The sequence below is a fragment of the Scytonema sp. HK-05 genome (assembly GCF_963872035.1).
Taxonomy (GTDB): Bacteria; Cyanobacteriota; Cyanobacteriia; order Cyanobacteriales; family Nostocaceae; genus Kalymmatonema.
Genome location: NZ_CAWMYC010000147.1, coordinates 68,328 through 93,463 on the forward strand (window position 1 = coordinate 68,328; position 25,136 = coordinate 93,463).

Sequence of the window (25,136 nt, forward strand, 5' to 3'; positions counted from 1 at the left end):
TTTTCAATAAATTGTGTGGGCGATCGCCCGTGAGGATGCGGTGGTGGGTGCGATCGCGTAGCGGCTGCTTTGCAGCATCGCCTCTGGCAGCTCCCTTTGCGAGTATCGCATGCTCGTGGTTTGATGGATTTAAGGTGAGCGCAGCGATCGCATTTATAACAACTCTAAAAATCGCTTAATATTCGTCCCACAGTCTAGAAGACTGGGGCTACACAAACAAAGCCCGCCTACGCGGGCTACTTTAGCTCATTTTTATGGAAAAATGGTATTATTTATCCTCCTAAGGTTGAAGATAAAGTTCTATTGCCTCTTGGATATTGTAAGACTGCTTCTTCGAGAGTTTCCCCTTCACTAATGCAGCCTGGAAGCGAAGGCACATAAACGGTGTATCCACCTTCATCACTGGGTTCTAATACGACTTTTATCTTCATAATTTGCCTTAACTTAACCGCTTCTAAAAACCGAAGCATATCTGGGCATTAGTCCGTAAATATGGGCAAGCTCAACTCCACGGTATAAGTTCGCTCGATTAGAAGCGCTTGGAAGCTTGGTTCCCTTGCTTCGTAGCTGGTGGTTCTTTGACCACTAATCCCCAGTTAGAGATACTGAAACGAATTTCAAGTACGAGACTTAAAAAATATTCAATTTTTTGTAATTAGTTCGTGCTAAGTATTTCAAGGTTTTCACGCCCAGTAAGCTATGAGATCCCGCACTAATCAAGCGTATTTATATTATACACGTACATATGCACAATTTCCGGAAAAATCTCGGCAAGAATACCAAGATTTGCCGAGATATGCAGAAAATTTATCGAGCAGCAGCCAACCCTACTCTTAAATATCATGAGCGATCGCCTAGTAGCAACAGAACTGTAGCAGCAATAAAGCGATTGGCGTAAGCCTAACGGCTCCGTAGGACTCAGCCACTCCCCCTTGGGCGATCGCATGCTCGTGGTTTGATAGTTTTAGGTGGGCGATCGCGTGTGTAACACCATCATTCAAGCTTGAAACTCGGAACTTGGTGCTTGGAACTCGGAACTTCAGCTTCAGAACTCGGAACTTGGTGCTTGGAACTCGGAACTTCGTGCTTGGAACATGGAACTTCGTGCTTGGAACATGGAACTTCGTGCTTGGAACTCGGAACTTGGTGCTTGGAACACGGAACTTCGTGCTTGGAACTCGGAACTTCGAGATTAGAGCTTCATGGTTGAGGCTAAAAAGTTAAATTTTATATATCGCGGTTCTCTCTTCGTTGCGATACACTCGGAACCTCACCCCCTAACCCCCTCTCCGCAAGGCAGAGAGGGGGAATATTTTCCCCTCCTCGCTTGCGGTGAGTCCAGCGCTGCAGGCGGGTTTCCCGCCGTAGGCGACTGGCGTTCGCGTAGCGTCTCCGTTCGGCCTCAAGCCGTGCCCGAAGGGCTCAGGAGATACCCGGAGGGGGAGGGGTCAGGGGTGGGGTCAAAGCGTCTGCATCCAAACGAGAATTGCTGTGATATCATTTTTGAAGCTGAGAACTTGAATTTTACTGCTCTGAAGCCAATTGAGTGCGAAGATTTGCCAAATTTTCACGAACAGTGACAGTGTGGGGATGATTTACCCCTAACCGTTGCTCACGAATTTCTAAAGCTTGTTTGTACAAAGGTTCAGCTTCGGTGTATCTTCCTTGGGAACGGTAGAGTCCCGCCAGGTTGTTGAGGCTAAATGCGACATCGGGATGTTCATCTAAGAGCAGGCGTCGCCTTAGTTCCAATGCTTGTTGGTACAAAGGTTCTGCTTCTGTGTATCTTCCTTGGGAACGGTAGAGTCCCGCCAGGTTGTTGAGGCTAAATGCGACATCGGGATGTTCATCTAAGAGCAGGCGTCGCCTTAGTTCCAATGCTTGTTGGTACAAAGGTTCTGCTTCTGTGTATCTTCCTTGGGAACGGTAGAGTTCTGCCAGGTTGTTGAGGCTGAGTGCGACATACGGATGTTCCTCTAAGAGCAGGCGTCGCCTTAGTTCCAAAGCTTGTTGGTTCAACGCTTCAGCTTCTGTGTATCTTCCTTGGGAACGGTAGAGTTCTGCCAGGTTGTTGAGGCTGAGTGCGACATACGGATGTTCCTCTAAGAGCAGGCGTCGCCTTAGTTCCAAAGCTTGTTGGTTCAACGCTTCAGCTTCTGTGTATCTTCCTTGGGAGTGGTAGAGTTCCCCCAAGTTGCTGACGCTTTGTGCGACATCAGGATGTTCATCTAAGAGCAGGCGTCGCCTTAGTTCCAATGCTTGTTGGTTCAACGCTTCAGCTTCTGTGTATCTTCCTTGGGAACGGTAGAGTTCTGCCAGGTTGTTGAGGCTAGTTGCGACATCGGGATGTTCATCTAAGAGCAGGCGTCGCCATAGTTCCAAAGCTTGTTGGTACAGTGGTTCAGCTTCTGCGTATCTTCGTTGGGAATGGTAAAGTAACGCCAGGTTGTTGAGGCTAGTTGCGACATGGGGATGTTCATCTAAGAGCAGGCGTCGCCATACCAAGGTGCTGCCTGATCATTGTAAAATGAAGCATTACCGAAGAAAGCCCAAATTAAATCTTCATCGGTGACATATTGAATAAGATTCTTGGCGACTTCTGCCAGATGAGGTATGACGGGGGAAATAACGGTAATTTGTTCACGGGTAGGGGTTTGAGGAATTTGCTTGGCGACTGCTATCATTGCTGTGGCAAAAGCTTGTTTGAGATCCCCCCCTTGCCCCCCCTTAAAAAGGGGGGAATCTAACTGCCCCCCTTGATAAGGGGGGTTGGGGGGATCTAATTCTGTCAACTTCGCTTGAAAAAATTCCCGCAGCAGTGGATGCAGTTGATAAATTCCCTTTTCCTTACGCTGTAGCAAATGCAAATTGATCAGCTTATCATCCCGACTTTCTTCTAACTCCTCTACATCTACATCAGGTAAGCACAGTTCTATCAACTCCCAAGATATCGGTGCAGGGGCAAATAAACTCAGTAAACACGCTAGTTGCTTATCGGTATTGTCTAATTCCTGCCAACTTAACTCAAAGGCGGCTTGCACACCCTGCTGTGCTGTCATATCATCTGCGGACTGAGAAAGAGAACGTTCCTCTAGTCGCTTTTTCTCCAACCGCCGCAACATTTCTGCTAAAGATAAATCCTGTTTCCGTGCCAAATATTCCCTGAGAGTTTGGCGACTAATCCATAGTTCAATTTCCTGTTCTTCCATAGCTTGAAGTCGTTCCGTCGCTTGTGAGTGAAACGGTGACAAAGCTAAATTGGCATAAACCAAAATATTAGTGTCGATGAAGACAGGGTTATCAGTCATCTGCATATAAGTCTTCTCGGCGGAAAGTACAGCTTTCCGAGACTAATCCGTAAGGATACGAGGAAAATTTCAGCGGTGTACGCTTTTGTTTAGTGACTAGTTTCTCATCAATCACCACTACAATTTGATGCTCACCTGCTGGGATATCTGGTGGTAACTGCACGGTAATTTTTCCATCTGTTGTAACTGTAGCAATTGTCGTAATCGCTTTCATCTCATTTCTCCTAAAATACAGTGTTACCGTCCCCAATCATCATACATATCCTCACGTCTTAGAGAAAGATTTTCAGACCAATAATCAACATGAATCACAGGAAAATCTAGCAGCGATCGCTTTTCCTTTGTCTCTGTTTTTTTGGGTAAAGGCTGTTCATCAATCACCACTACGACTCTATGTTCACCTGCTGGGATATCTGGTGGTAACTGTACTGTGATTTTGCCGTCTGCTGTAACGGTGGCAATTGTTTCGATAGTCTTCATATTATTCCTCCTTTTTATCAGGGCTATTTTATTTTAGGGATTTCTAAATTAAAAAATATCCAACTTTTTTTTGTGGGATGGGCTTCTAGCCCGTCCTAATAAACTGGGCGGGCTTTCCGGCCCACCCCACTCTTATTGGATAATTTATTTGTTGGAAATCCCTTATGTACGACCACTTTGTTTGTTTAGTAATCCAAACGAGAAGCGCTATATTTCTAGGATAATTAACCTAGTCTAAAGCTCTTTACGAAAAGTGCGATGCTCACATTGGGAGCCGCCAAAGGCGATCGCCTAAGTAGGTAGAATCACTGTTCTAAAGGTCAAAAAAACTCGTCTTTCACACTTAATAATTTCACGTTGCCACTTATCACTCTTTGCTACCCCAAATCGCTACAATAGAGATTTGGAGCATTGTGCATCCCGTTATGGGTCTTCCTATTGTTGCTATTATTGGTCGCCCGAATGTGGGCAAATCTACTCTGGTCAATCGCCTTGCCGGGGAAAAATCTGCTATTGTTCATGACGAACCAGGTATGACACGCGATCGCACATATTTACCCGCCTACTGGAACGATCGCGAGTTTCTCGTTGTCGATACTGGTGGTTTGGTATTTAATGACGATACAGAATTTTTACCACTGATTCGCCAACAGGCTATGGCTGCGCTTGCAGAAGCAAGTGCCGCGATTTTTGTGGTAGATGGTCAAACTGGACCAACACCCGCTGACGAAGAAGTCGCACAGTGGTTGCGACAACAACCTGTTCCTGTTCTGTTAAGTGTTAATAAGTGTGAATCCCCAGAACAAGGTTTAATGCAAGCTAGCGAATTCTGGGAATTGGGCTTGGGTGAACCTTTCCCCATCTCTGCCATTCATGGAAGCGGCACAGGAGATTTACTCGACGAGTTAATTAAACATCTGCCACCGACAGAAGAAATCCCAGAAACCAATGAAATTAAAGTGGCTATTGTGGGACGCCCGAATGTCGGGAAATCCAGCTTATTGAATGCTTTCGTGGGAGAAGCAAGGGCAATTGTTAGCCCAATTTCTGGTACAACCCGCGATGCGATTGATACTGTTGTGGAACGAAATGGGCAAATTTACCGCTTGATTGACACGGCAGGAATTCGCAAAAAGAAGAACGTGGATTATGGTCCCGAATTCTTTAGCATCAACCGTGCTTTTAAAGCAATTCGTCGCGCTGATGTGGTTTTAATGGTGATAGATGCTCTTGATGGTGTCACCGAACAAGACCAAAAATTAGCTGGGCGGATTGTCGAAGAAGGTCGAGCTTGCATTATCGTGGTTAATAAGTGGGATGCTATCGAAAAGGACTCTCACACGATTTATGATTACGAAAAACATCTGCAAGAACGGATGCATTTCACGGAATGGGCGCAAACCATTTTTGTCAGCGCCTTGACTGGGCAACGGGTGGAAAAGATTTTGGAGTTGGTGAATACAGCAGCCGAATCGCACAAACGCCGTGTCAGCACAGCGGTGATCAACGAAGTCTTGGAAGAAGCAGTTGGTCGGCACTCCCCGCCAGTTTCTCGCGGTGGGCGTCAGGGCAGAATTTATTATGGTACCCAAGTCAGCGCTCAACCGCCTACAATAGCATTGTTTGTCAACGATGGCAAACGCTTCAACGACAACTACCGTCGCTACATTGAGCGACAATTTCGGCAACATTTGGGCTTTCAAGGAACTCCTATCCGTATACTATGGCGGAGTAAGAAAACTCGTGATGTCGAAAGTGGTAGTAGTGCGAATCGCGCCACCCGCGTGTAAATGAAGATATGAAGAATAAAGAAAGAAGAGTGAAACTTTTTCTTTCTTGAATCTTCAATCTTCACTGTTCTTTCTTCTAAAAAATGGATTTACTGCGATCGCTGCCCATTGGTCTTTACTTAGAACAACCTCAAACTTGGCTACACAAACTCGACCCGCGAGTCAAGTTGGTTTGGTTGATGAGCTTTCTCACAACGTATATTTTTGCCAACAACTTATGGCGCGTGCTGTTGGTAGTCGTGTTGATTCTTGCTACCTTAATGGCACGTATTCCCCGGCGAGTTTGGCGGCAGCAAATGGTCTGGCTGTTGACATTATGCTTTTTTGTGCTAGTGATTATATCTATCAGTCCTGATGGGCTTGGTATAAATTATCAACCGCGCCTGCCAACCAACCAACAAGTCTTAACAGAAAAATCAGCTGCGACTCCTTCAACTCCAGCGCTCCCAACAAACAACCAAAAAGACTACAGATACCTACTGATTGACAAAGGTCCAGTTAAAGTCACTCGCCGTTCGTTGGATTTGGCAATCAGTGTGAGTACGATGGTATTTACCTTGATTTACACTACTAACCTATATTTGCTGACAACCGCACCAGAGGAAATCACAGCAGCTCTAGAAAGCTTAATGCAACCCTTGCGACGGTTTAAATTACCTGTCACTGAAATGACTTTGACTTTAACTTTATCGTTGCGGTTTATTCCTCTAGTTTTAGAAGAAATCCAGAATTTAATTCGTTCTGTAATGACAAGGGCGATTAATTGGAAAAAGCTGGGATTGAAAGGAGCTGTCAAAGTTTGGTTGTTGGTTGCACAACGGTTGTTGGAAAATTTGCTACTTCGGGCAGAGCAAATGGCTAGCGCGATGATGGTGCGGGGTTTTACGAGTCCTCACGAACATCGAGTGCAATGGCACGACTTACGGCTGAAAACAGGTGATTGGGTGGCGATCGCACTTCTCATCGTATTTTGGGGAGTGCGACTGGCTATAGGAACTGAAGTGTGACTATATGCCAAATAGCTTCTGTCAACTACAGCAGTTGCTTAGTTACGCCGGGTAGTCCTTTCGAGACAACTGGCTATAACTGATAGTTCACTGCCAAGTTTTACCAAGCTTGCCTTTTAAACCATAAAACGTTCCTAATAAGCATGCCCAGATTTTTATCACCCTTTCTTCAGAATCATACATCAAGATAAAAGCTAGGGTACGGATGAGAAATTTTAAGCGCCGCAGACAGCTTGTGAGTTTGTACCATCCTTTTGCGTAGCGTGTGGATAGATATGTGTGATTTCGGCAAATGTAGTAGTGGCGAAGAGCAGAGTATTTGTGTACAAAAATTTCTTTATTCAGAAATTTGACTTTAATAGGCTGACCGAAGTTATGGTACATAATTGCACTAGGGACAATTAGATTTTTAAAACCTTGTTGTCTAAGACGCAATCCATAATCAAGGTCAATGCCATCAATGAATAAGTCTCCTCTAGGAAGCGAAATATTTTTTGCTACACTCAGAGAAATTAGAGAACCAGAGGTGATAGGTGCATCACACTCATAGAAACCAACTTTGCTGTTATGCTTATAAGCGATAAAGCGATCGCAATTATAGACTGCACCCTCTACAACTTCATTAGTTCTTTTATCTATAGGAGTAGGAGCGATAATCCCAATTTTATAATTATCGCCAGACAGTTTTTCGTATGTTTCCAAGAGAGTATCAAGACAGTTAGCAGTGGGTACGCTATCTTGATCAAATGTCCACAAAAAGTCGTACCCTTGGCTAATCGCCCACTGTATTGCTATCCTCAAACCCTCGCCAATACCAATATTAGTTGGGTGATGGCTTACTATGATTGAACTGTCAGTATTATCTAGTAGTGAAACAGGCGAATTGTCTAAAACAAAGATAGCACTAACCTTGTAAGTTTGTTGACGAATTGCCTGAATACACTGATTAACAGCTGCATAATCTTTGTAAGCAGTGATGTAAGCTGCTACTCTGTTCTTACTCAAAATGACCTATTTTTTAGCCCAACTTGGTGGCAATTTTTTAGAAACTTCAATATTCTTAAATTCCACGGGAACTGCTGGTCCTTGGGATTTTACCCATTCTGCCATTCGCTGAATACCTGTTTTCAGATCAATAGGTGCGGGAGGATTAAAGACATCACGAACTTTGGTGTGATCTGAAAAAGCGTGTACTACTTCATTACGTGCATCTAAATGCTTAACATTAAGGGGTTTATCAAATGCCTCAGCAATTTCTTCTGCTAGCTGAATTATTGTATAGGGTGTGTCAGCACCAACGTTAAACACTTGATTAATTGCTTCAGGTACAAGGGGACTACGAGCAATCAAAGGTGCTACATCATCCACATGAGAGAAAGCGCGTGTTTGCAAACCGTCACCGAAGACAGTCATCGGTTGGTCTTGCAAAACCTGATTCATAAAAATACCAATAACATTACGATATTTATCTGCAATGTTTTGCCGTTCACCATAAACATTGTGAGGACGGAAGATTATATAATTCAGACCAAACATTTCATGAGCAGCTTTCAAATCTAGTTCCACAGCATACTTAGAAATGCCGTAAGGGTCTTCGGGTTGTGGAGCCAGTTCCTCTGTCATAGGCAGTTGGTTTGCACCATAAACAGCTATTGAAGATGTAAATACAAAGCATTTGACATCATTTTTGACTGATTCATTAATCAAATTTACTGACGCTATTAAATTGGTTTGATAGTTATAACGCCGGATGAAATGAGAAAGCCCTTCAGCTGCATAGGCTGCTATATGATAAACGTAGTCAAATGGACCATATTGCCAAAGTGAGGTAACAAAATCTGGATCTTTTAAGTCACCTTCAATCCATTTACTGCTAGTAGGAACATTCTCTACAAATCCACCTGATAAGTCATCTGTTGCTACGACTTCCATGCCTAGAGAAAGGCAATGATCAGCAACGTGTGAACCGATAAATCCTGCTGCGCCTGTTACTAATGCTCTCATTTTTCTTACCTTCACACCTTCAAGTTATACATTGGTAGAATTATACAAGTATTTTTCCTGAAAATCTTATTAGGAAAGTGTTGAAATAATTCTATTTTTAATGACAAAATACAGCCAGAGTACGTACAGCAATGCTGAAAACGTGTGTTGTTATTTTTTGAATTCAATCATACGGGAAATGAAACGTTTTGTCCGTCTACGCATAGTGGGAGGCAGGATTTTTTTTACTTGATTGATAACCCGAGCAGTGAATTCCGTAGATTCTGGTTTTTGTAAAATAGGGCGATCGCTCCAACGAGCAGCTCGGAATGGTTGTCGGCAGTATGCATCCAAGGGACCAATTGTCACATTCCAAGTAAGTCGCTCTCGAACCAATTGTTGAGCATTCTTGCCTTTAGTCCGCACTTGTTCTGGATTATTCAGAATCTCTCGTGCAACTTGGCGAATTTGTGCTTCATTGGCAGGATCTACAATCCAACCTGCGTCATATTCTGCAATATACTCTGCCAACTCTGCATAATTGTTATAAACCACAGGCAGACCACACCATAGATATTCGACTGTACGGGAGGTGAATGCCATCTCGCGTTCTGGGTTCCGGGACATGACATCCCATGCAACGCTAGCTCCTGTATATTCATTAATCAGTTTGTCTCTTGGTGTAGGAGGGGAAAAGCGTACATGGCTAGAGCCTTTAAGTTGCTGACTAAGCTTTTCAAAACGCTCAGAAGGTAGTGTCATCCAGGGATGCTTGCCACCAAAAAACCGTAGTTCTCCACGTCTAGCCGCTTCTAATTCCTCAGTTAGCACTGAAAGTCCCAGTGTCGGATCTTGCCAAGGCAGGAAAACTCCACCGTATACAAAGATTGGCTCTTCAGGCCAGTAAGAGTGATTGGGCAAGTCTGGAGACAGCGAGAATGGTATGACAGAAATGGGAAATTCATGCAGGTCTATCCCCGCTACTAGTAACCAGGCAAGGTAATAGTATAGCTGTTTAGTTCCAGCACACGTGAAGTAATCAGCACGCGATAGACATGCTAACTTTGTACCAACTATTTGCTCGACGTATTTTGGTTCGCGGAAATGAGTTTCTAGCAATAGTGGACCGTGAAAATCAACCACTATGTGACCCCTTAAAGGATTCTTCAAAGCATCTAACATTGGCCAATGTTGAAATAGCAAGATGTCTGGGTCTAGCTTGCTAACAAATTCATCCAACGTCTCTGGTTCAAAGAGATGAACTTCTGTCCCTCTGTATTTGCATGCCTCGGCAACCTCCCGCGACATAGCAAACTCTACGTCATGTCCACAACTGCGTAAACCTTGTCCCAAACCCCATGCCCGCAAAGCAGCACCTGTAGTTGGCTGCCCTTCAAGGGGTAAGATGTCGGGAGTAATTACCAACACACGTGCCATGAGAAGCTATACCTACCGCTAATACACATCCTATATAGTATGATTCTGCTCACTCATTTCCTGCCAACCCGACAGTTCGCTTCAGTCGAAACCACGCTTTGCGTAATTTCCAAAACTTACTGCTCTCCATTGCTGTAATAAGTTTGTATAGTGTCTCTAGTTCTATTTGATTAGATTGAACCAGAGGCTGTAATTGTTCTACGAGTTCGACCTTATTTCTTCCCAGTCCGATTGCCCGCTTCAGTTTACACCATGCTTGCCGTAACTGCCAAAACTTACTGCTATTCATCCCTCTAAGATGTGCCAGTAATTTCTCTATTTCTGCTGGCGCAGTTGCTAGTTTTTCTGTTTGTACTGCCACATTGGGAGTGGGAGGATTCAGTAATGGGCGAGATCGCATGCTTGGGTGGCGGACGAATCCATCTATTGAATCAATAGTTTTTTCCCAGTTTAATTTCTCTCGAGCTAAGCGTTGTGCATTCTTGCTTTTCTGGAGCACAATTTCAGGATGGTCGAATATCTCATTGATCACAGCAGCGATCGCTTCAGTGTCTTCTGGATCTACAATCCACCCAGCGTCGTATTCGCGGATGTAGTCAGACAGCTCGGCATAGTTGTTATAGATGACTGGCAATCCACACCACAAATATTCTACTGTGCGAGTCGTAAAGGCTAGCTCTCGCTCTGGGTTGCGCTTCATTACATCTATTGCCACGTGGGCACAGGTATATTTGGCAATCAATTCATTGTGTGGTACTGTGCCCGGTGCAATTACGTGACTACTCTTTTGCAATTGTGCTAGCAGAGTATCAAAAATTCCCGTATCTATCGATAACCAAGGATGTTTACCACCAAAGAAATACAATTTTCCTGCATTTCGTTGCTCCATGATATCGATCAACACCGATAGACTGATGGTGGGGTCTTGCCAAGGTAGAAAAACTCCACCATACACAAAACTCAATTCATCTTGGGGACTACGCTCTGGTAGGTTGGGAGAGAGCGAAATCGGTATTGCTGCTGAACGTTCCTGCCGTTCCTGCTCTGTCCAGCCAGCTTGCTCCAGCCAAGATTGGAAATAAATTAATTGTTTGTCTCCGGCACAAGTAAAGAAATCAGCTTTTTGCAAGGCGCGGATCTTTTCCTGGGCATTACTTTCTCGCTCCCCATAGCCTTGGAAGTGTCGCTCTAGAATATGGGGACCGTGTTGATCCACAATCACAGGGGTATGATAGAAGTTCTCAGGAAAGAAGGGCATATTTGGCCAACCACATACCACTATAATGTCTGGTTGAACCTTATTAATCGTATCGATCATTCTTTCATGCTCCCAAGCCTGGTTGAGGACTTCCGGAGCAACAACATTCTCAAATGCTCTAAGTGCTGCCCGTGGAATGGAAAATATTACCTCATGACCTCGACTCTTGAGTCCTTGCCCTAAACCCCATGCACGAAGTCCTGAACCGACTGTAGGTAAACCTGGATAAGGTAGAAGATCTGGGCTAATAATTAAGACTCGCCGAGAAACGTTGGCAAATATTTTTTGAACATCAAATGCGGCTGTAGCGGCATAAGAAGTTGGCTGACTAACTCCAGGAATGTTGCCTAAGAAGAATGGTTCAAACAGATGAGCAATTTCTTGATCGGAACGCTGACGTCGCTGTTGGACAAAACGTCGTTTTTCCATAATTTGTGGTAGATGCTCCACCACATCTTGCATAGCCACTAACGCACTCACATTCAACTTATCAAGAGAGATGGGCGAATCGTCCAATCTTTTAGTACTCTTAATATAAAAAGCGTCTTTATCTAACTGTCCAGAAGCTACAGCTTGTTCAACTACACCACTAGCTGCAGATAGTAAAATGGCAGGCAAAATGCGACCTAAATTTTCATCGCTATAATTTTTTATAACTGTGTAAAGAGAGTTGCGTTTGTAAAGCACCATCTGCCTGCTATTTGCAAAACTTTTCATCGTTCCGTGGTGACGATGATTAGTAATGGCATCTGGAGCGAAAACAACTTTGTATCCTAACAGCCACAATCGCCAGCCTAAGTCAACATCTTCAAAATAAATAAAGTAGTTATCATCAAAACCGCCTACATCTAGAAATACCTGTCGGTTAACTATCATCGCACCACCGCAGGGGAATAGCATTGGCTTGATTTCATTAAACTTCTCTGGGGAATAAGGTTGATCAAAACCTACCTGTGCAGCATACCCAGCATAATTACAAATTGCCCCAGCAAAATCAAACCGAGTTCCATCCCAATTGAGAATTTTAGCTCCTGCACTGACCACTCCAGGTTCGCTCTGTAGAGCTTTTACCAGTCCCCGGACAAATTGGGGATCTACCCACATATCATTGTTCAAAAATATAATATACTCACCTGTTGCCTCACGCGCACCGCGATTGTTTCCTGAGGCAAAACCCAAATTTTCTTGATTGCGAACAATTCGTACTTGAGGATAAGTAGCTTGAATATAGCCTACAGAACCATCTATGGAGGCATTATCTACTAACATCAACTCAAGCCTATCTTTTGGATAATCAAGCTTGAGCAATGAGGAGAAGCACTCTTGTAGATGCCTCAGACCATTATAGTTAAGTACAATAACACTAACTGTGGGTAGGTTAGACATATAAATCCTTTTTGAAAACCATTCGAGTTGAAAGTTGTGTCAGTTTCAATTTATAGCAGTTATAGTTACAACAATTTATTTAATATTCTTTAACCATTCGGCTAAGTTTTTTCAGCTTTAACCACTGTGTCCGCAACTTCCAAAATTTACTTGTTTGCATCGCGGTGATAGTAGCTTTTAATTGTTCTAATTCTGCTTGGCTGTGTTGCAGTTGCGATTGTGATTGTTCTAGTTCTGCTTGGCTGTGTTGCAGTTGCGATTGTGATTGTTCTAGTTCTGCTTGGCTGTGTTGCAGTTGCGATTGCGATTGTTCTAGTTCTGCTTGGCTGTGTTGCAGTTGCGATTGCGATCGCTCTAGTTCTGCTTGGCTGTGTTGCAGTTGCGATTGCGATTGTTCTAGTTCTGCTTGAGTGTGTTGCAGTTGCGATTGTGATTGTTCTAGTTCTGCTTGAGTGTGTTGCAGTTGCGATTGTGATTGTTCTAGTTCTGCTTGAGTGTGTTGTAGTTGCGATTGTGATTGTTCTAGCTGATTTCTCAGTTGAGAATATTGTTCATTTAATGCTGCATATTTACCTTCTATTGATAATGGAAATGCACGTATAATAAACTGAAAAGTATCTGCCTCTGCATCTTGTTCAATTTTATTAATAAGTTCGATGCTAAACTCATTTTTATCAATATGTGGTAATAGAGGAATATCAGACAACACAGGTACTTTAGTACAATCAATCTTACCAATCGAGTATCCTGAACGCTCAAACAGATCCACGATTGTTTTGCGTGTAAAAAATCTTAAATGCGTAGAATCTAAAATTCCTAGTTCTGTATACTCAAAGTGACCCTGCAACAAGGATAAACGAATTGCACCATGAGCAATATTGGGAATTGAAGCTACCACATATCCATCTGGGTTCAATAAGTGGTGTGTTTCCTCTAGAATTTTCCACGGGTTCCGCAGATGTTCCAAAATATCTCCAAAGACAGCTACATCAAATTTTTGACCAGCCAGCACTTCAGTCAGAGACACAAAATCCAAATCGGCTACGATGACTTGTTCACAATATTGTTCAGCAATCTTTGCAGCGTCTTGGTTAATTTCTACTCCCGTTACTTGGCATCCTTTTTTTGTTAGTAGTTGAGCAAAATAACCAGTTGCACAACCAAAATCTATGACTCGCTTGTTTTCTCCTACCAAGCGGAACATTTTCTTTAAACTATGATTTTCGTCCAGTTCGTCTTCACTAAGTTCTTGGTATGATGGATAATCTTTTTTCCAGTTACTACTCATAAATTAACCTTCTAACTTACCACTAAAGCACATTCAGTGGCGATTAAGTTTCTTAATTTTATTCTTTATAACCTTTTTAAATAGCCATTTGGGTTAAAAGTTGTCAGAAACTTATGGCACTCTTTGTCTATGTAAAAGTTTGAATTCTTCTCAAGAAACTCTTCGACTGCTTCCATTGGTCCGCTACCAAATTCTGGTAGAACAGGATGACCATTTAAGTTGGTATCCTCGACTATTAAATAGCCACCAGATGGTATTAATTCACTGTATATCAGTATTTCTTGCAGCACATGATCTTTAGAGTGATCTGAGTCAAGAATAACTAGAGTGTTTTTCTTTTCTACTATTTGAAAAATCTGCTGTGCAGTCTCTAAGCTAACGGAGCTACCTTGTATAAGTTTAATATTTTCGTATCTACTTAAGTCCTGACGAGTTTGCTCTAAAATGTTAATATCAATACCAATGACTTCTCCTTTTCCAACTAATTTGCACATATCAGCCAGAAAAGCAGTTGTGCCTCCAAAAGCGACTCCACACTCAACAATAAAATCAGGTTTTTGACTACTGATAATTTCTTGATAGAGCCACAAATCTAGGGGACATTTTAAAGCTTTGATTCCCAACCAATAGGTATTTTTCCATACTGGTTCACCATTCATTATTGGCGTATCATAATACGCTTTAGAAAAATGGTTAATGACTCCAGTCAATTTTGCTACTTCATCGTTGATAGGTATCTGTTTACTTAAATTATTACTATACATAATTGGCTATTCCCTCTTTTTTGGAATTGTTAGAATTTTTTAAAATATTTACCGTCATTGGTTGAGCAACTAAAGCATGAATATGCTTACCTGTATTAGGAGGCAGAACTTGAAAAACAATTGCATTATCTATCCAGTCGAAAGTTATAGCTGAATAGCTTTCCGTACCCGCTACTGTCAGACTGTAAGAACCAGTTTTTAAAGGTAACTTAAATTGAAATTCAAATTGCAGACTCTCTCCTGGCTCTAACTTTCCTATTGGATAATTCTCTTCAAAAGTATTGCTACCAATAATTTCATTTCCATTCTTATCGCAAATATAGAAACCAACAATGCACCCTTGTAGTGGCTGGTTTACCTTTAAATTAATTATCAACGTGACTTCTTCATTAAATGCAAAAATGGGACTTTCGCTAGTGTACTCTCCTAATTGATCAAGTAGCTGTACTTCCTCTATAACAGCCTTACCGTTTCCTCTACGTTTTGGCTTGACTCTTTTTGAAGATTGTTGGGCTATGTCAACTCCATTACAACTTAAGCCAGGAGAGTTATTTTGCTCGCTAGATTTAGTTTCATCATCAACTTGCGCTAACTCCAATTCTAGTTCTGTAAGTAATTTCATGTATTCTATAATGACGGCATTGGGCAACCCTTTAGTATATATTTGCCCGTCATGAATCATCACAGCTGAATTACATAATGTTTTAATCGCCCCGGAATCATGAGAGACAAATAGGGTTGTTACCCCAGAATCCATCAAAGCTCGCATCCGCCGCATACATCTGTGCTGAAACACCACATCACCGACAGCGAGAGCTTCATCAACAATTAAAACTTCAGGATCAACATTGACTGCTACTGCAAAAGCTAAGCGGACAAACATCCCGCTTGAATAAGTTTTAACAGGCTGATCTATAAAGTCTCCAATATCGGCAAACCCAGCAATCTCATCAAACTTGTCTTCAATTTCTTTCTGACTTAACCCCAACAGCCGCCCATTAAAAAACACATTCTGCCGTCCGGTAAACTCTGGGTTAAACCCGCTACCAAGCTCCAGCAAAGCAGACACCCTACCCTTAACAATGACTTCTCCTGTCGTTGGTGTCAACGTGCCAGCAATAATTTGCAGCATTGTACTTTTCCCAGAGCCATTTCGCCCAACAATTCCTACTGTCTGTCCCTTGGGAATTTCCAAGTTAATGTCCCGCAGCGCCCAAAATAAATCTGCTCTGCTCTTCCCAGGTAACAAAAGTTCCTTGAGTCGATCTACAGGATGAGCATACCGCTTAAAGCACTTCGAGACATTTTTTAGGGAAATTGCAATTTCTTCTCTCATGCTTTTGCTGTCAATCCTTAAAACTCTCACACCATAATCAAATCGCACTCTTTGAAGCCATTTTGCCTGAATCTTTCACCACATAATAATATATGGCATCAAATTGCGAGAGCAAAAACTACGGCTTTTACAGAAATTACTACGCTGTAGCGCAGTCAAGGATGCTAGCGATACATTTTACCTGCTACTTTGCCATGTACTTTTAAACCCAACGCCCTTTTTGTCATCACTCCCAAAAAAGTATCTTTACTTTAGGAAGCTATAGGAACTCAAAAGTTCCCTTGTATCCTCGAAATCATTTTCTCACGTCTAGCGGCAAGTTATCCGGATGAATGAACCAACTAAGTCTATACTATGGAACTGCCAAAGCTTACAATACATCTGCAAAAGCAGGACGCAAGCGTTGATAACACCACAATCCCCCGGAAAAAACGACAACTGCAATCATTGATGCAACTCCCCACTCGCCCCAGTGTTTAACCTCTCCTCCTAAAACTAAATCACGATAAACCTCAACGATCGCTGTCATCGGATTTAACCAAAACACCCAATTCCGCCATTCCTGTGGAATTGCTGATGCTGGATAAATAATAGGTGTCAAATACATCCAAATATTTAAAAGAACTCCCAAACTTTGCGGAATATCTCGCAAAAATACTGTTAGTCCCGCCGCCAAATAACCTAATCCCGCCGTTAGCAATAACTGCGGTATCCAAACCAAAGGTAAAAGCGCTAAAGTTGTATGCAAAGTATGGGAAAACATTGCCACAAAAAAAATCAACGCCATTAAACCAAAAGAACTCTCAATGAAAGCTGATAATATTGGCACCAGTGGTAATAAACCTAAGGGAAATACTACTTTTTTCACTAAATTCGGTTGTACGACTACCGAACTAGCTGCTTGAACCAAACCACCACTAAACGCAATCCAAGGCAGCAACCCTGCAAATATCCATAAACCAAAGGTAAAGTTGTTTTCTGGTAAACCTCTCAGGCTCAGCTTTACCTTCAGCACAATCGAGAACACATAAGTATAAATCAGTAACTGCGATAGCTGATTCACCAAGGGCCACAAATTCCCTAAAATAGAACCCTTATACCGCGCCTCTAAATCCCGTCGCACTAGAATTCTCAGTAAGTCGAACTTTGCCCACCATCGTTCACTAAATGGCAAAATTCGCCTTATACTCCCTGCCTTTCGGACAACTCCTCGCATTGTTCCCAACAATTCCAGCTTCCTCGCTCACTACCTACACACCAAATTTGTCTCAATGAAGCCTAATAGCTATGAAAGTTCCATCGTACTTCTATTGCAAGAATAAGTTTTTTTTGTAAAATTGCGCTTAAATCAGTGAACAGCTACCTACGCAGTGACGGCTGCGGGCGCTTTGGGGGATTTAAACCCGCCACCAACGCTCTCTGGTGTTCTTGGTGTGGTGTTTCCCCCAACGATAAAACTGATACTGCGGGTACTTGGTAACTGATAACTGGTAACTGTTAAATTACCTTGTAGATTATACGATGAATTGGATATTTTGCTGCATATTTTATCTGCAACTTTTGCTAAAAGCGAACTAAGTCAAACTCTCAAAAATTAATTCCTCACAATCGTAACTGTTAAGTCAATTGCTACACAAACACCTGGTTGTTGGCACTCTGTGTTAAATATCAAACAAGTATTGCTTCACGTTTCAAGCAAGTTATCCGGATCAATTCCCTGATTACGCAAATATTCTGCCAGTTTCTCAGCCCGTTGGCGTTCTTGTTCAGCCCGTTGGCGTTCTTGTGCAACTTGCTCTGCAGGTGTTGGTTTCCATTGATTACTGGCGTCATCTAGGTTGAAAAATATGAAATTCATCTGGCAATCCAGGTTCTCCCACTAATTCACTAGGCAAATCATACATCGTGGGTAGGACTTCCTGGGGTGGACGGGGTGGATCAGTTTGATACATGAGTGCTACCTCTAATTTCAACTTTGCAAGAGTTAAGCCAAACTCTCTGGATCAATACCTAATGCTCGCAACTGCTGTGCCAATAACTGCGATCGCTGTCGTTCTTGTTCCAAAAGTAATTCTGCATCCGTTACCCGTTGCTGTGCTTCCGTTGCCCGCTGCTGTGCATCCGTTGCCCGTTGCTGTGCTTCCGTTGCCCGTTGCTGTTCCTCAATAGCCGCTTGTTGTGCAAGTCTCGCCGCCTCTTCTGGTGTCGGCACTAAATCCCCTTCTAATGTGAAGTATCGCAGTTTACCTGCCTCGACACCCAAATACAGATCTAGCACCTGACTCCAACGCCATCCCCGTGCATTTGGTGTAATTTCTTGATATTCATTACCTACCAACTCAAAGCCGACAAACTCCAAATTCTCTGGAGAAAACCAAAAATATTCAGGAGTGCGAAATCGATTTTGATAGAGGTTTTTCTTCAAATTTCGGTCAACATGAGCTGTACTCTCGGAAAGTAATTCAATAATCAAGTCTGGATAACGACCATCTTCCTCCCAAACGACCCAAGAATTGCGGGGTCTTTTCTCAGTGTCCTTTACTAAGAAAAAGTCTGGTCCTCTAAAATCCCGATTCCGCAACTGCTGGCGACTAAAATATATAGTGAGATTCGCGCCGATAAAGAAATCATTTTGCTCGCGCCACAGCCACTCCAAACAACTCACTAGCAGCAGTAGCTGCATATAATGCAAAGAACTTTCCATTTCTGGCTCATCACTTAACAACCGACTTGCATCGGGCATCTGTTGTTCTAGCTGTTGCGCTGTGACAAACATTTGCTTACACCTGCTTACCTATTGATTTCATTCTAGTCAGTCGTCATTAGTCATTAGTCATTAGTTATTAGCCAAAAATTATTTTCCCTCACTCCCTCCCTCCCTCACTCCCTCATCCCCCTCATCCCCCTCATCTTCCCCATCTCCCTACTCCCTCTCATGTCCCACATTCAGCTACACTGAGTCTTGGTTTGTTGTGTAGTAAGTTGGCATGGAAATCGGACAAAAAGTTAAAGTCGTTCGTTTGCGCGATCGCGTATCTCCCCCTGTTGTAAAAAAGCTAGGACAAGTCGGCACCATCGAAGGCTTCAAAATGACTGATAGTAGCGGTGTTGGCGTTGTGGTCAAGTTTGAGGATAATTTTGCCACTTGGTTTTTTGAAGATGAGCTCAAACTCGTGCAGTAGGAGAGAAGCTACTAAAACAAGCCGAGTGCTAAGTTGGAGTTGAAAAAACCAGCGGTAAACATAGGAATCAAGTAATGGCCCTGATACTGACATTTTTGGGCAAAGGCGGCAGCGATCGCACGAAAATTGCGATCGCCGCAGCCAAATTATTGGCAAGTCAAGGCAAGCGTGTTCTCCTGGCTGGACAAGCAGAACCAGCATTGTCAATCCTGCTGGGAGCAACTCTTGGTCCTGATCCCCAAGAAATTGGTCCCAATCTCCAAGTTGTGCAGTTCCAAACAGCAGTGCTGCTAGAACGTAGCTGGGAGGAAGTGAAAAAACTTGAGAGTCAATACCTCCGCACGCCTATCCTCAAAGAGATTTATGGTCAAGAATTGGCAGTCTTGCCCGGGATGGACACCGCTCTTGCTTTGAATGCTATTCGAGAGTACGACGAAAGCGGCAAATATGACGCGATCGTCTATGATGGCTCAGGCGACTCTTCCACCGTGCGGATGTTGGGAATGCCAGAGTCTCTCAGTTGGTATGTGCGGCGGTTTTACCAATTGTTTATCAATTCCGACTTAGGAAAAACAATTTCCGAATCGCCCTTGATTCAACCGCTCATTAGCACGTTTTTCAACGTCAACTGGACATCAGATAACTTCTCCCAACCCACCAACAAAATTAATAATATTTTGGACAAGGGAAAAGCCGCCCTTGCTGATCCCAAACACATTGCTGCTTTCCTAGTCACTACCAATGATCCTGTGGAAGTGGCTACAACCCGCTATCTTTGGGGTGGTGCCCAACAAGTTGGTCTCACTGTTGGCGGCGTTATCCTTGTATCTTCTGACACAAATGTTGCTCTAGGCGAAGAATTTACTCCCTTGCCAGTGAGTGTTGTTCCAGACGCAAAACTGGGTGACTGGCAACCGCTTATTGATGCCCTACCTAACTTTGTAGCGCAAGCGGTACAAGCTCCCAAGCCTATAGAAGTAGACGTTCAGACGCGTCAGGTACGCCTATTTTTGCCTGGTTTTGACAAAAAACAGGTCAAACTGACTCAGTATGGTCCAGAAGTCACTGTGGAAGCAGGAGACCAACGGCGTAATATCTTCCTACCTCCTGCCTTAAGTGGCAGATCTATCACTGGAGCAAAGTTTCAAAATAATTATTTGATAATCTCCTTTTAGGTATTAGGAAGGGAATGGGGTATAGGGAAACGTTAATAGTTAACGTTAATAGTTAATGGTGAGTGGCACTTTTTGACAAACAACTAATGTAGAGATGTGCCATGGCACGTCTGGTACAACTAACAATTCCCTATTCCTTATTCCCAATAACCAATTAACGTGTACGCCTTATGTCTGAATCAACTCCGATTACGCCAGATCCAAATTCACCTCAACCACTAGACTCAGTAACACCAACAGAGTCCGTCAAAGCTGCTATAGATCGTAGTGCCAAAACCAGGCAACTGCTGGGTATGAAAGGTGCAGCGGCTGGAGAAACCTCAATTTGGAAAATCCGCCTGCAACTGATGAAACCTATTACCTGGATTCCCCTGATCTGGGGCGTAGTTTGCGGTGCGGCTTCTTCCGGCGAGTACACATGGACGCTGGAAAATGTGTTGAAGGCAGCAACGTGTATGTTGCTAGCAGGACCGTTGATGACGGGTTACACGCAAACCCTGAATGAGTACTACGATCGCGAAATTGACGCCATCAACGAACCGTATCGTCCCATTCCCTCCGGAGCAATTCCCTTACCCCAGGTTATTACGCAGATTTGGGTATTACTTGTTGCTGGTGTTGCCATAGCATTTGTTTTGGATGTTTGGGCAGGTCATGACTTCCCCATCATCACGGTGCTAGCTTTGCTAGGTTCCTTCGTGGCATACATATATTCTGCACCACCTTTGAAGCTAAAACAGAACGGTTGGTTAGGTACTTATGCCCTTGGTGCAAGCTACATCGCCTTGCCTTGGTGTACTGGTCATGCTTTATTTGGTGAACTCAATTGGAAAATTGTGGTTCTCACCGTGGTTTATAGTTTGGCTGGTTTGGGTATTGCCATTGTCAATGACTTCAAGAGTATAGAAGGCGATCGCAAGTTCGGATTAAAATCATTACCTGTGATGTTTGGTGTTACCACCGCCGCTTGGATTTGTGTGGTGATGATTGATGTCTTTCAAGCGGCGATCGCTGGTTATCTCATCTACATCCACGAGAATTTGTACGCAGCAATTCTACTACTACTCGTCATCCCGCAAATCACCTTCCAAGATATGTATTTCCTGCGTGATCCCTTAAAAAATGATGTCAAATACCAAGCAAGCGCCCAACCATTCCTAGTCATAGGAATGCTCATTGCTGGTTTAGCAATTGGTCATGCTGGTATTTAACTTATACCTCTAAAGTGAGAAGTTAGGAGTAAGGAAAAAAGTAACAGTTAAGAGTAAATAGTGAGATCAGTGCCAATGACGGTGAGTCCAGCGCTATGCAGGAGGGTTTCCCGAACTCACAGCGACTGGCTCTCCCGTTGGGTGAGGAGTCAAAATGAAAAGCTCCTAACTCCTAACTTAAAAATGAAGACTCGTAACTTTTGTCAGGACTTGCCGTGTTACAACTACTGTATTATCTGTTTCATTTCATTCATTTTGTTCAGCCTTTGATAATCCCTATTTGCTTTTTCTCTGCTTGGGCACTCATTATTCTGGTTGCCTGGAGTATGTGGACGGCAGCACGAGATAGTGTCAGTATAGCGCAGCAAATGCATCAAATACCTTGTACAGGCTGCCAGTATTTTACCAATGATTACCATCTTAAATGCACCGTTCGTCCCTCTGTTGCCAATACAGAAGATGCGATCAATTGTATGGATTATCAACCAAAGACGAATCCTTTACTTTACTAGGAATTGTTAGTAGTTGGTTGTTGGTTGTTAAAAAGTACTACTAACCACTAACTACTAACAATTAATCATTAACCAATTTCTAACAATACCTTTAAAACCCCCTTTGTCTGAGCGCGTTCAAAAGCAGTAAGCGCATCAGCGAGAGGATAGCGGGCATTAATCAGGGATTTTACATCCACCTTTTCTTGTTGTAGCAGATCTAGTGCAGGTGCAAAGGGACCACAACGGGAGCCAATGAGAGTAATTTCATCCACCACTAGAGAGGAAGCATCAAGGCTGAGGTTGCCAGCGTAGGTACTTTTAAGTACCAGAGTACCACGTGGACGCAAGGCACGGCGAGCAAGTGCAAAGCCTTCCGAGTTACCAGTACACTCTACGGAAATATCAAAAGCTCTATCTGTCACTGTATCAGCAAAGCCAGTTTTGATACCTCGTGCCTCTAAATGAGCGAGTTTGTCTCGATGACGCCCCACCACCAAAAGGTCGCAGCCTGTTAAAGCTATTGTTTGCGCTACCAGTATTCCCAGCTTACCATCCCCAACAACAAGCACCCGGTCATTTGAACTCAACTCAACCTGCTGCTGAATTTCCAGCGCCGCTGCTAAAGGTTCGGTAAAAGTTGCGACTTCTGTGGGAATATTGTTAGGTACAGGATGCAAATTCTCTATTGGCAAACAGAGATATTCAGCAAAAGCTCCGTTACGGTTGACAATGCCAAGGACAGTGCGATTTTCGCAATGAGTTGGTTGTCCGCTACGACAGAACCTACATCGCCCGCAAACAGCATTGATTTCTCCAACAACTCGCTGGTTAACTAGGTGTTCTGGTCCTTGTTCGACAACACCGACAAACTCATGTCCTAAAATGCCAGTGTACGGATAATAACCTCTCTTCAGTTCTAGGTCAGTGTTACAGATACCAGCACAGAGAACACGCACCAAAGCTTCTCCTGGTGGCGGTTCAGGAATGGCAATGTCGGTACGTAGTTGCAGTTGATTGTTTTCGAGCCAGAGTCCTTGCATATTACATCTTCGGTGTGGTGCAATCTGATGTTTATTATTATCCTTAAAGCCAGCGTGACACAGAAAAATGACAAAGTATATAAAAAATAAGTTACAGGCATCCGTACAAATAGTAGCCCATAAACAGAGAAATTTAAGAACGAAAAACAAAGAAGGAAAAAGGAAAACATTATTTTTTTACCTTTTGCCTTTTACCTTTTACTTTCTCTTAAGCACCTTGCCTACTTATGCTGAAACAATAAACAATGCCTGCCCACCTAAATTGGTTTTCACCACTCCTAGTAATAGAGATTTTACCTTTAAAGACTGGGAGAAAACTTGTGGAAACCCGAAAAATTATATCTCTAGCTTTGAACAGATGCTTTTGGAATTAAAACCAGCAAATGTTGTCTATTTAGGGGAAAATCATGAAAATAAAGAAGACCACCAAAACCAGCTAAAAATAATTCAAGAACTCTACAAACGCAATCCTAAAATTGGTATTGCAATGGAAATGTTTCAACGACCTTATCAAGAGGTTATCAATCAATATCTGGCAGGAAAACTTACTGAAAAAGAACTCATAGAGAAAAGTGAATATGAAAAACGCTGGGGTTTTCCTTGGGAAAATTACGCGCCAATTATTAAGTTTGCTAAAGAAAAACAACTTTCCATTATAGCTTTAAACACACCTTCAGAAATTACCCGCAAAGTTGCCCGGGAAGGTTTAGAAAGTCTAACATTATCTGAACAAAAATTAATTCCACCCTTGTCAGAAATTCGTACAGATAACGAGGAATATCGCCAACAGTTGCAAGCAGCCTTTCAACAACATCAAGCTGGTAATCATGGTAACAGTGTAGACGTGGAAAAGTTTTTCCAGGCGCAAGTTTTGTGGGATGAAACAATGGCAGAAGGAATTGCCAAATTTGTTAAAACTCGCCCAAATTATCAAGTTATCGTGTTAGCTGGACAGGGACATATCATTTATGGCTATGGTATCCCTAGCCGCGTTGCCCGTCGCCTCAAGGCTGAAAAATTCACTCAGCGTTCTGTCTTGCTCAGTCCGCCCGATGAGACACAACCTAAAGAGAAAAAAGCAATAGCAAATTTTATATTGCAGGGGGAGAAACTTCCTTGAGTGCTTGGCGGTTCAAATCTTCACCTTCTCCACAAACGGAGCAAAAACCGGAATCAATTCTTTTCGACTTACAACTAAAGTAGGGAAAGAACGAGTCGTATAATCTTCCCCTGCTATTAAAGGAAACGGTTCCGACTTTAACGATCGCCAACTTCCCCCAGCAGCTTGGACAATCACCCAAGCAGCCGCTATATCCCAAACTTTTGGTGTAGCTTCAATACCACCTAATGTTGCGCCAGCAGCAGTCGTCAGGAAATTATAGCTAGCAACACCCAGCATCCGAATTTTGCAGGGAAAGTCTTTCTGTATCGCTGCGGTGCTGCGCGAACAGAGGTTGAAGAAGTGGTTTCCACTTGGATCGTCATTACTGGTATAAATAGGATGGCGATCAAGAAAAGCGCCAGTTGGTGCTTCTAACTCAGGTATACCTCCCCAGTAGCCGTGAAAAGCTTGATTCAATGGCGGCACGTAGACATAGCCAAAAACTGGTGTGCCTTGATACAGCAAACCGAGGGAAATCGACCAAATGGGAATCCCACGAGTAAAGTTAGTTGTACCGTCCAAGGGGTCAATGACCCAGCACCATTCGGTACCAGGAAAAACCTTGTCGCCTTCTTCACTCAAGATACCGTAACCAGCGAAAGTAGATGCTATGGCGTCCCGTATTTCCTGATCCGCCCATTTATCCGCTTGCGTTACCAAAGTGCCATCAGCTTTTTGCAGAGCTTGCACTTGCCCAAAATCTTGCATTAACTGCTTTCCCACTCTTGCGGTAGTGGTTTGGGCAAAATCGAGAATCGTTGTCCAAAATTCAGTCATTTGAGGAATAGGGAATGAGGAATAAGGAATAGGGAATAGGGAATGCATAAAAAGACCA

General features: G+C 43.1%; 24 protein-coding genes and 1 pseudogene. 8 read left to right on the plus strand and 17 right to left on the minus strand.

What is annotated here, in order from left to right:
- Positions 1-272: 272 nt before the first annotated feature.
- On the minus strand, positions 273-431 hold the full coding sequence (locus tag AACT52_RS33650; protein WP_445263939.1) for a type II toxin-antitoxin system HicB family antitoxin: 159 nt from the start codon (positions 429-431) through the stop codon (positions 273-275).
- Between the two features lie 314 nt (positions 432-745).
- Between AACT52_RS33650 and AACT52_RS33655 the strand changes: the two genes are divergently transcribed.
- On the plus strand, positions 746-898 hold the full coding sequence (locus tag AACT52_RS33655) for a hypothetical protein (protein WP_339375017.1): 153 nt from the start codon (positions 746-748) through the stop codon (positions 896-898).
- Between the two features lie 626 nt (positions 899-1,524).
- Here AACT52_RS33655 and AACT52_RS41610 read toward each other — a convergent pair.
- The 3 genes and pseudogenes from AACT52_RS41610 to AACT52_RS33675 all read right to left on the minus strand — a co-directional run.
- Positions 1,525-3,254 (minus strand): annotated as a pseudogene (locus AACT52_RS41610) (tetratricopeptide repeat protein); the annotation flags it as partial.
- Positions 3,255-3,300: 46 nt separating this feature from the next.
- Positions 3,301-3,522, minus strand: a complete 222-nt coding sequence (locus tag AACT52_RS33670; protein WP_073628155.1) for a hypothetical protein — start codon at positions 3,520-3,522, stop codon at positions 3,301-3,303.
- Positions 3,523-3,545: 23 nt separating this feature from the next.
- Entirely contained in the window at positions 3,546-3,788 is a 243-nt protein-coding gene (locus AACT52_RS33675; RefSeq protein ID WP_073628157.1) for a hypothetical protein, read from the minus strand.
- 425 nt (positions 3,789-4,213) lie between these two features.
- Here AACT52_RS33675 and der point away from each other — a divergent pair, with 425 nt between their 5' ends.
- Both der and AACT52_RS33685 read left to right on the plus strand, forming a co-directional pair.
- Positions 4,214-5,578, plus strand: a complete 1,365-nt coding sequence (gene der / locus AACT52_RS33680) for a ribosome biogenesis GTPase Der (protein ID WP_073628159.1) — start codon at positions 4,214-4,216, stop codon at positions 5,576-5,578.
- Positions 5,579-5,661: 83 nt separating this feature from the next.
- Positions 5,662-6,585 (plus strand): energy-coupling factor transporter transmembrane component T family protein, encoded by a 924-nt coding sequence (locus AACT52_RS33685; protein ID WP_073628161.1) that lies wholly within the window; start codon positions 5,662-5,664, stop codon positions 6,583-6,585.
- An 87-nt stretch (positions 6,586-6,672) separates the two neighbouring features.
- Here AACT52_RS33685 and AACT52_RS33690 read toward each other — a convergent pair whose 3' ends face one another.
- The 11 genes from AACT52_RS33690 to AACT52_RS33740 all read right to left on the minus strand — a co-directional run bounded on the left by AACT52_RS33690 (position 6,673) and on the right by AACT52_RS33740 (position 18,813).
- The gene (locus AACT52_RS33690) at positions 6,673-7,590 is read right to left on the minus strand and encodes a glycosyltransferase family 2 protein (protein WP_073628163.1); all 918 of its coding nucleotides are present in this window, start codon (positions 7,588-7,590) and stop codon (positions 6,673-6,675) included.
- A 6-nt stretch (positions 7,591-7,596) separates the two neighbouring features.
- On the minus strand, positions 7,597-8,589 hold the full coding sequence (locus tag AACT52_RS33695) for an NAD-dependent epimerase/dehydratase family protein (protein ID WP_073628165.1): 993 nt from the start codon (positions 8,587-8,589) through the stop codon (positions 7,597-7,599).
- 150 nt (positions 8,590-8,739) lie between these two features.
- Positions 8,740-10,005 (minus strand): glycosyltransferase family 4 protein, encoded by a 1,266-nt coding sequence (locus AACT52_RS33700; protein ID WP_073628167.1) that lies wholly within the window; start codon positions 10,003-10,005, stop codon positions 8,740-8,742.
- A 49-nt stretch (positions 10,006-10,054) separates the two neighbouring features.
- Positions 10,055-12,649: a glycosyltransferase gene (locus AACT52_RS33705; protein WP_073628169.1), complete on the minus strand. Its 2,595-nt coding sequence runs from the start codon at positions 12,647-12,649 to the stop codon at positions 10,055-10,057.
- Between the two features lie 79 nt (positions 12,650-12,728).
- Positions 12,729-13,937 carry a class I SAM-dependent methyltransferase gene (locus AACT52_RS33710; protein WP_073628171.1) on the minus strand — a complete coding sequence of 403 codons (1,209 nt, stop codon included), beginning with the start codon at positions 13,935-13,937 and terminating at the stop codon, positions 12,729-12,731.
- Between the two features lie 65 nt (positions 13,938-14,002).
- Positions 14,003-14,701, minus strand: a complete 699-nt coding sequence (locus AACT52_RS33715; RefSeq protein WP_198940836.1) for a CmcI family methyltransferase — start codon at positions 14,699-14,701, stop codon at positions 14,003-14,005.
- On the minus strand, positions 14,694-16,037 hold the full coding sequence (locus tag AACT52_RS33720; protein WP_073628173.1) for an ABC transporter ATP-binding protein: 1,344 nt from the start codon (positions 16,035-16,037) through the stop codon (positions 14,694-14,696). Before AACT52_RS33720 ends, AACT52_RS33715 begins: the two co-directional genes overlap by 8 nt.
- Before the next feature lie 370 nt (positions 16,038-16,407).
- The gene (locus tag AACT52_RS33725) at positions 16,408-17,253 is read right to left on the minus strand and encodes an ABC transporter permease (protein WP_073628175.1); all 846 of its coding nucleotides are present in this window, start codon (positions 17,251-17,253) and stop codon (positions 16,408-16,410) included.
- A 468-nt stretch (positions 17,254-17,721) separates the two neighbouring features.
- The gene (locus AACT52_RS33730; protein WP_233153812.1) at positions 17,722-17,895 is read right to left on the minus strand and encodes a hypothetical protein; all 174 of its coding nucleotides are present in this window, start codon (positions 17,893-17,895) and stop codon (positions 17,722-17,724) included.
- Positions 17,867-17,989, minus strand: a complete 123-nt coding sequence (locus AACT52_RS33735; protein WP_272937067.1) for a hypothetical protein — start codon at positions 17,987-17,989, stop codon at positions 17,867-17,869. Before AACT52_RS33735 ends, AACT52_RS33730 begins: the two co-directional genes overlap by 29 nt.
- Positions 17,990-18,021: 32 nt before the next feature.
- Positions 18,022-18,813 (minus strand): Uma2 family endonuclease, encoded by a 792-nt coding sequence (locus AACT52_RS33740; RefSeq protein ID WP_073628176.1) that lies wholly within the window; start codon positions 18,811-18,813, stop codon positions 18,022-18,024.
- 211 nt (positions 18,814-19,024) lie between these two features.
- Between AACT52_RS33740 and petP the strand changes: the two genes are divergently transcribed.
- The 4 genes from petP (at position 19,025) to AACT52_RS33760 (ending at position 22,117) form a co-directional block, all read left to right on the plus strand.
- Positions 19,025-19,219: a cytochrome b6f subunit PetP gene (gene petP / locus AACT52_RS33745; RefSeq protein ID WP_073628178.1), complete on the plus strand. Its 195-nt coding sequence runs from the start codon at positions 19,025-19,027 to the stop codon at positions 19,217-19,219.
- A gap of 74 nt (positions 19,220-19,293) precedes the next feature.
- Positions 19,294-20,394 (plus strand): Get3/ArsA fold putative tail anchor-mediating ATPase NosAFP, encoded by a 1,101-nt coding sequence (locus AACT52_RS33750; protein ID WP_073628180.1) that lies wholly within the window; start codon positions 19,294-19,296, stop codon positions 20,392-20,394.
- A gap of 170 nt (positions 20,395-20,564) precedes the next feature.
- The gene (gene chlG / locus AACT52_RS33755; protein WP_073628182.1) at positions 20,565-21,605 is read left to right on the plus strand and encodes a chlorophyll synthase ChlG; all 1,041 of its coding nucleotides are present in this window, start codon (positions 20,565-20,567) and stop codon (positions 21,603-21,605) included.
- Positions 21,606-21,820: 215 nt separating this feature from the next.
- On the plus strand, positions 21,821-22,117 hold the full coding sequence (locus AACT52_RS33760) for a hypothetical protein (RefSeq protein WP_073628184.1): 297 nt from the start codon (positions 21,821-21,823) through the stop codon (positions 22,115-22,117).
- Between the two features lie 68 nt (positions 22,118-22,185).
- On the opposite strand, the gene AACT52_RS33765 is transcribed toward AACT52_RS33760, so the two are convergent.
- Complete coding sequence (locus tag AACT52_RS33765; protein ID WP_073628186.1) at positions 22,186-23,139, minus strand: MDR/zinc-dependent alcohol dehydrogenase-like family protein; 954 nt, start codon at positions 23,137-23,139, stop codon at positions 22,186-22,188.
- Positions 23,140-23,356: 217 nt separating this feature from the next.
- Between AACT52_RS33765 and AACT52_RS33770 the strand changes: the two genes are divergently transcribed.
- A complete protein-coding gene (locus AACT52_RS33770) occupies positions 23,357-24,259 on the plus strand; it encodes a ChaN family lipoprotein (RefSeq protein WP_443216604.1) in 903 nt (300 codons plus the stop codon).
- Positions 24,260-24,271: 12 nt separating this feature from the next.
- Here AACT52_RS33770 and AACT52_RS33775 read toward each other — a convergent pair whose 3' ends face one another.
- Positions 24,272-25,078, minus strand: coding sequence for an inositol monophosphatase family protein (locus AACT52_RS33775; protein ID WP_073628337.1), 807 nt, complete (start codon positions 25,076-25,078; stop codon positions 24,272-24,274).
- Positions 25,079-25,136: the final 58 nt, after the last annotated feature.

What these genes read in the sequence shown, in the direction of transcription:
- AACT52_RS33730 (WP_233153812.1), bottom strand. Translation starts at nt 17,895, where the DNA reads ATGAATTTCATATTTTTCAACCTAGATGACGCCAGTAATCAATGGAAA.
- AACT52_RS33775 (WP_073628337.1), bottom strand. Translation starts at nt 25,078, where the DNA reads ATGACTGAATTTTGGACAACGATTCTCGATTTTGCCCAAACCACTACC.
- AACT52_RS33675 (WP_073628157.1), bottom strand. Translation starts at nt 3,788, where the DNA reads ATGAAGACTATCGAAACAATTGCCACCGTTACAGCAGACGGCAAAATC.
- AACT52_RS33670 (WP_073628155.1), bottom strand. Translation starts at nt 3,522, where the DNA reads ATGAAAGCGATTACGACAATTGCTACAGTTACAACAGATGGAAAAATT.
- AACT52_RS33685 (WP_073628161.1), top strand. Translation starts at nt 5,662, where the DNA reads ATGGATTTACTGCGATCGCTGCCCATTGGTCTTTACTTAGAACAACCT.
- AACT52_RS33740 (WP_073628176.1), bottom strand. Translation starts at nt 18,813, where the DNA reads ATGTTTGTCACAGCGCAACAGCTAGAACAACAGATGCCCGATGCAAGT.
- AACT52_RS33705 (WP_073628169.1), bottom strand. Translation starts at nt 12,649, where the DNA reads ATGTCTAACCTACCCACAGTTAGTGTTATTGTACTTAACTATAATGGT.
- AACT52_RS33725 (WP_073628175.1), bottom strand. Translation starts at nt 17,253, where the DNA reads ATGCGAGGAGTTGTCCGAAAGGCAGGGAGTATAAGGCGAATTTTGCCA.
- AACT52_RS33720 (WP_073628173.1), bottom strand. Translation starts at nt 16,037, where the DNA reads ATGAGAGAAGAAATTGCAATTTCCCTAAAAAATGTCTCGAAGTGCTTT.
- AACT52_RS33710 (WP_073628171.1), bottom strand. Translation starts at nt 13,937, where the DNA reads ATGAGTAGTAACTGGAAAAAAGATTATCCATCATACCAAGAACTTAGT.
- AACT52_RS33735 (WP_272937067.1), bottom strand. Translation starts at nt 17,989, where the DNA reads ATGTATCAAACTGATCCACCCCGTCCACCCCAGGAAGTCCTACCCACG.
- der (WP_073628159.1), top strand. Translation starts at nt 4,214, where the DNA reads ATGGGTCTTCCTATTGTTGCTATTATTGGTCGCCCGAATGTGGGCAAA.
- AACT52_RS33650 (WP_445263939.1), bottom strand. Translation starts at nt 431, where the DNA reads ATGAAGATAAAAGTCGTATTAGAACCCAGTGATGAAGGTGGATACACC.
- AACT52_RS33715 (WP_198940836.1), bottom strand. Translation starts at nt 14,701, where the DNA reads ATGTATAGTAATAATTTAAGTAAACAGATACCTATCAACGATGAAGTA.
- AACT52_RS33695 (WP_073628165.1), bottom strand. Translation starts at nt 8,589, where the DNA reads ATGAGAGCATTAGTAACAGGCGCAGCAGGATTTATCGGTTCACACGTT.
- AACT52_RS33765 (WP_073628186.1), bottom strand. Translation starts at nt 23,139, where the DNA reads ATGCAAGGACTCTGGCTCGAAAACAATCAACTGCAACTACGTACCGAC.
- chlG (WP_073628182.1), top strand. Translation starts at nt 20,565, where the DNA reads ATGTCTGAATCAACTCCGATTACGCCAGATCCAAATTCACCTCAACCA.
- petP (WP_073628178.1), top strand. Translation starts at nt 19,025, where the DNA reads ATGGAAATCGGACAAAAAGTTAAAGTCGTTCGTTTGCGCGATCGCGTA.
- AACT52_RS33655 (WP_339375017.1), top strand. Translation starts at nt 746, where the DNA reads ATGCACAATTTCCGGAAAAATCTCGGCAAGAATACCAAGATTTGCCGA.
- AACT52_RS33750 (WP_073628180.1), top strand. Translation starts at nt 19,294, where the DNA reads ATGGCCCTGATACTGACATTTTTGGGCAAAGGCGGCAGCGATCGCACG.
- AACT52_RS33700 (WP_073628167.1), bottom strand. Translation starts at nt 10,005, where the DNA reads ATGGCACGTGTGTTGGTAATTACTCCCGACATCTTACCCCTTGAAGGG.